Origin of the sequence: Advenella sp. EE-W14 (genome assembly GCF_012923605.1) — a bacterium.
GTDB classification, from domain to species: Bacteria; Pseudomonadota; Gammaproteobacteria; order Burkholderiales; family Burkholderiaceae_B; genus Advenella; species Advenella alkanexedens.
The window spans coordinates 25947-30060 of sequence record NZ_JAAVNG010000016.1 but is presented as its reverse complement, the minus strand read 5'-3'; the positions used below and the strand labels follow the sequence as shown (position 1 = coordinate 30060).

Annotated in this window: 5 protein-coding genes, 1 tRNA gene and 2 pseudogenes; all 8 read left to right on the top strand. The window is 47.5% G+C overall.

The window, feature by feature from the left end; all coding sequences use genetic code 11:
* A pseudogene (locus tag HCX92_RS14100) lies at positions 1-80 on the top strand (elongation factor Tu); the annotation flags it as partial.
* A gap of 104 nt (positions 81-184) precedes the next feature.
* On the top strand, positions 185-496 hold the full coding sequence (rpsJ, locus tag HCX92_RS14095; protein WP_014752595.1) for a 30S ribosomal protein S10: 312 nt from the start codon (positions 185-187) through the stop codon (positions 494-496).
* Positions 497-532: 36 nt separating this feature from the next.
* A tRNA-Val gene (locus HCX92_RS14090) sits at positions 533-608 on the top strand.
* Positions 609-875: 267 nt separating this feature from the next.
* Positions 876-1886 carry a methionine ABC transporter ATP-binding protein gene (locus tag HCX92_RS14085; RefSeq protein WP_169295604.1) on the top strand — a complete coding sequence of 337 codons (1011 nt, stop codon included), beginning with the start codon at positions 876-878 and terminating at the stop codon, positions 1884-1886.
* Positions 1883-2542: a methionine ABC transporter permease gene (locus HCX92_RS14080; protein WP_169295603.1), complete on the top strand. Its 660-nt coding sequence runs from the start codon at positions 1883-1885 to the stop codon at positions 2540-2542. Before HCX92_RS14085 ends, HCX92_RS14080 begins: the two co-directional genes overlap by 4 nt.
* Before the next feature lie 14 nt (positions 2543-2556).
* Positions 2557-3345, top strand: a complete 789-nt coding sequence (locus HCX92_RS14075) for a MetQ/NlpA family ABC transporter substrate-binding protein (protein WP_169295602.1) — start codon at positions 2557-2559, stop codon at positions 3343-3345.
* Between the two features lie 134 nt (positions 3346-3479).
* Complete coding sequence (locus HCX92_RS14070) at positions 3480-3875, top strand: VOC family protein (protein WP_169295601.1); 396 nt, start codon at positions 3480-3482, stop codon at positions 3873-3875.
* Between the two features lie 76 nt (positions 3876-3951).
* Positions 3952-4114: pseudogene (locus HCX92_RS14950) on the top strand (GMC family oxidoreductase); the annotation flags it as partial.

Genomic DNA, 4114 nt, shown 5'->3' with positions numbered 1-4114 from the left:
TGGAAGAAGGTCTGCGTTTCGCGATCCGTGAAGGCGGCCGTACTGTTGGCGCCGGTGTTGTTGCTAAAATCGCTGCTTAATGCATTACTTGCGTGTGGTATTAAGTAATTAATGCTACAATGCTCAATTGCCTTGTCCTGTGGGCAAGGCAATTTGTTCTTTATATTGTTCTTTGGGAAATACAATGAAAAACCAAAAAATCCGTATCCGTTTGAAAGCCTTTGACTACAAACTGATCGATCAATCAGCAGCTGAAATTGTTGATACAGCCAAGCGCACAGGCGCGGTTGTACGTGGCCCAGTTCCACTGCCAACACGTATCAAACGTTATGACGTATTGCGTTCTCCACACGTGAACAAAACTTCTCGTGACCAGTTTGAGATTCGCACTCATCAACGTTTGATGGATATTGTAGATCCAACAGACAAAACAGTTGATGCATTAATGCGACTGGACCTGCCTGCAGGTGTTGACGTAGAAATCGCATTGCAATAAAATACTTGCTTTCGTAGCGAACAAAGTTTACTAGATGGGTGCTTAGCTCAGTTGGTAGAGCGGCGCCCTTACAAGGCGTAGGTCACAGGTTCGACCCCTGTAGCACCCACCATCAGTAAGATATCAAAAAATACCGTGCCAGTGGCGCGGTATTTTTTTTGCCTGCCGGGCTTGAAATACTCCCGTGGTTGGCGGTGAAATGATTAACATGATGTCTGAAAACCGTTATATTATCGGATCCGGTGGCGAGTAATGCCTGAGATTAACTTATCGTGTTGATGGGGTATTTTTATAACCATAAAAAATAAGCAAATAAAAACAAATGCGCAATGGTCATATAAAATGGTGCCCACAAGAACGTACATTATTGAGAAATGCGTTGATCCGCTTAGAGAATATTCATAAAACCTACATAACGAAAGATAAAACCCTTCATGCTTTGGCGGGCATAGACCTGCAAATTGAAAAGGGCAGGATTTTTGGTATTATTGGTCGCTCAGGCGCCGGTAAAAGCACGCTTATTCGAATGCTGAACCTGCTTGAAAAGCCGACGCAGGGCAGGGTGTTTATCAATGAGAAGGATATTACAGCGATTTCAGAAGCTGAACTGAGAAAAGTGCGCCAGAAAATCGGCATGGTGTTCCAGCACTTTAACCTGCTCACTTCCCGAACGGTGCTTGATAATGTCTGCTTTCCCCTGCGGCTTGCCGGCCAGCCAAAAAAAGAACGTCATGAACGGGCGATTGAATTGCTGAACCTGGTGGGTCTGACCGACCATATTCACAAATATCCCCGGCAACTGTCGGGTGGACAACAGCAAAGGGTGGGCATTGCCCGGGCGCTGGCCAACAAGCCCGAACTGTTGCTGTGTGATGAAGCGACCAGTGCCCTGGATCCTGAAACCACGCAATCCATTCTTGCCTTGCTGGCCGATATCAATAAACGTCTCGGTATTACGATTGTCCTGATTACCCATGGCATGGATGTGATCCGTTCCATTTGTGATCAGGTGGCTATTATTGATGGTGGAAAAATTGCTGAAATGGGAGATGTGCTGGATGTTTTCCTGCATCCCAAACATCCAACAACCATGTCTTTGTTGTCGGAAAGCGGCGTGGATGCCAATAGCTGGCAGGAATTGGTTGAAGGGGTGCAGGGACGTATTATCCGCCTGACCTATAGGGGCATGGCAACGGCCCAGCCTTTGTTAAGCCAGGCAAGCCGGGAGCTTGATGTAAACCTGAGTATTTTGCAGGGTGCGGTTGGCAAAATCAAGGATACGCCATATGGTCAGCTGGTGTTGGCGGTGGACAGTGAAGAAAAACAATATGCGCCTTTGGAGGCCTTTTTCAAGGGCCAGAATGTTGAATATGAGGTACTGAAGCCATGAACTGGGACAGAATTGATTGGCCATTGATTGGTGAAGCCACGGTTGATACCCTGCTGATGACGGGGTGGTCCTTGTTGTGGACGGTTGTGATTGGTTTGCCGCTGGGCGTTTACCTGTATCTGAGCAGTGAACGCCAGCTGCTTGAGAACAAGGTGGTGTATCAGGTGCTGTCGCTGGTGGTGAACGTGTTGCGTTCAGTGCCATTTCTAATCCTGCTGATTGTGCTGATCCCGTTTACCCGTTTTATCATGGGCAGTGCGCTGGGGGTAAGCGGTGCGATTCCGCCCCTGGTGGTGGGCGCGGCACCATTTTTTGCACGGCTGGTTGAGAATGTCTTGCGTGAAATAGATCCAGGCATTAATGAGGCCTGCAATGCCATGGGGGCCAATTCACGGCAAACCGTCATGTGGGCCTTATTGCCCGAGGCCACAACAGGCATTATCAGTGCAATTGTAGTCACTGCGATCACACTCATTGGTTATTCCGCCATGTCTGGTGTGATTGGCGGTGGCGGGCTGGGTGATGTGGCGATTCGTTTCGGCTACCAGCGTTACCAGTCCGAGGTCATGATTATAACGGTGGTTATTTTGATAGTGATGGTTCAGCTGGTTCAGATGCTGGGCGATCGATTGGTAGTTAAATTTAACAGAAAATAGTATTGGAGCATCTTATGCAACTTAAAAAAATCCTGGCAGGTCTGGTATTGGTATCAAGTGTGGTGGGGCTGAATGCCGCTGCCAATGAAAAATTAAGTATTGCGGCAACCCCGGTTCCGCATGCCGAGATTCTGGAACATATCAAACCGGCATTGGCCAAGGAAGGTATTGATCTTGAAATCAAGGTTTTTACCGATTACGTACAGCCCAACCAGCAGGTAGCCGATAAACAGCTGGATGCCAATTTCTTCCAGCACAAACCCTATCTGGACACCTTCAATAAAGAAAAAGGCACCAATCTGGTATCGGTGGGTCTGGTTCACGTAGAGCCTTTTGGTGCTTACTCCAAAAAAATCAAGGCAACGGGTGAACTTAAAGACGGTGCCCTGGTGGCTATTCCCAATGACCCTTCCAATGGCGCACGTGCTTTGTTGCTGCTGCAGCAGCAGGATCTGATCAAGTTGAAAGATCCCGGCAACTTGCTGGCTACTTCACGTGATATCGTTGAGAACCCTAAAAACCTGAAATTCAAGGAATTGGAAGCAGCGACTTTGCCCCGTGTGCTGGATGATGTGGATATTGCCCTGATCAATACCAACTATGCGCTGGAAGCCGGCCTGAATCCTACACAGGATGCCCTGTTCATTGAGGATGCGGAATCACCCTATGCCAACCTGGTTGCCACGATTGTCGAAAAAGAAAAATCGGAGGATATTGCCAAGTTGATCAAGGCGCTGCAAAGTGAAGACGTGAAAGCTTTTATTGCAGAAAAATATAAAGGTTCAATTGTTCCCGCGTTTTAATTGAAATGATTGGGAAAATGGCCGGCATGTTGATGATATGCCGGCCATTTTTTATGTAGTACCCGGTTATTACCGAACCCGGGCAATTAAACGCCATAATTGAACCGTCTGATTATGTTAAGAGGTTTATGAAGATGGCAAAAATTATTCACGTTATGATCCGTTGCAAGGATCTTGAAGCATCCAAGGCATTTTACAAGACCGCTTTTGGACTGGTGCCTTCCCACGAGCTGGATTTTCCCACTTTTACCCTTTGCTACTTGCGGGGTACGGAAAATGACATGGAAATCGAGCTGACTTATAACAAGGATCGTGAAGAACCCTACACCCATGGTGATGGCTATGGCCATGTCGCTGTTTGTGTAGACGATCTTGAGGCGGAGCATGCCCGATTTACCGCAGCGGGATTGAATCCTCTTGAGATCAAAACCTTCAAGGATGGCGATACGATTTTGGCCCAGTTCTTTTTCGTTCAGGATCCTGATGGTTACAAAATTGAAGTACTGAAAAAATTGGGACACTACCAATAAGTCCAGGTGTGGATATAATAAAAAGGCCGGTTGCGACCGGCCAAAAGCCTGTCATCAGATTTATGATTTTGTAAAAGAGGGCAAAATGCAGCGTCAGGCCGCCCGGGTCGTTTGTGTGGCGGGTAATTCGATTGAAACACCCCGTTTGTTGCTGATGTCGGCCTCCTCCAGGTTCAAGGATGGGCTTGCCAACAGTTCCGGACAGGTGGGGCGTAATTATATGCGTCATACCACCGGGT

Excerpts from the sequence above, each read along its gene's own strand:
- rpsJ (WP_014752595.1), top strand. The coding sequence starts at position 185 with ATGAAAAACCAAAAAATCCGTATCCGTTTGAAAGCCTTTGACTACAAA.
- HCX92_RS14080 (WP_169295603.1), top strand. The coding sequence starts at position 1,883 with ATGAACTGGGACAGAATTGATTGGCCATTGATTGGTGAAGCCACGGTT.
- HCX92_RS14075 (WP_169295602.1), top strand. The coding sequence starts at position 2,557 with ATGCAACTTAAAAAAATCCTGGCAGGTCTGGTATTGGTATCAAGTGTG.
- HCX92_RS14070 (WP_169295601.1), top strand. The coding sequence starts at position 3,480 with ATGGCAAAAATTATTCACGTTATGATCCGTTGCAAGGATCTTGAAGCA.